Annotated in this window: 1 protein-coding gene; it reads right to left on the bottom strand. The window is 43.7% G+C overall.

All coding sequences use genetic code 11. The features are described from left to right. Positions 1-103 precede the first annotated feature (103 nt). Complete coding sequence (locus tag FDX22_RS22470; RefSeq protein ID WP_370317727.1) at positions 104-208, bottom strand: helix-turn-helix domain-containing protein; 105 nt, start codon at positions 206-208, stop codon at positions 104-106. Positions 209-222: the final 14 nt, after the last annotated feature.

The raw sequence follows: 222 nt of genomic DNA, 5'->3' as shown, positions 1-222 counted from the left end.
AGCCGGACAGTTCAGGAAATGTTTGAAGAGGCTGAGTTCTGGTTAGTCAGTGAATAAAATTCTGTCCGCTACAGCTTGATTGTAAAAACGTGCTGTAGCGGGATCATGAACCACCTACAGGGAATTTCTTATACAGCGTTGAAACACCAACATCGTATATGATCGCTACCTGCTTTCTGTCCATACCACCTTTTATCAATCTCCACATCTGGGCCCATTCAT

Origin of the sequence: Citrobacter sp. TBCS-14 (assembly GCF_005280805.1) — a bacterium.
Taxonomy (GTDB): Bacteria; Pseudomonadota; Gammaproteobacteria; order Enterobacterales; family Enterobacteriaceae; genus Citrobacter; species Citrobacter gillenii.
The sequence above is the reverse complement of the archived record's forward strand: the minus strand, read 5'-3'. Positions and strand labels throughout refer to the sequence as shown.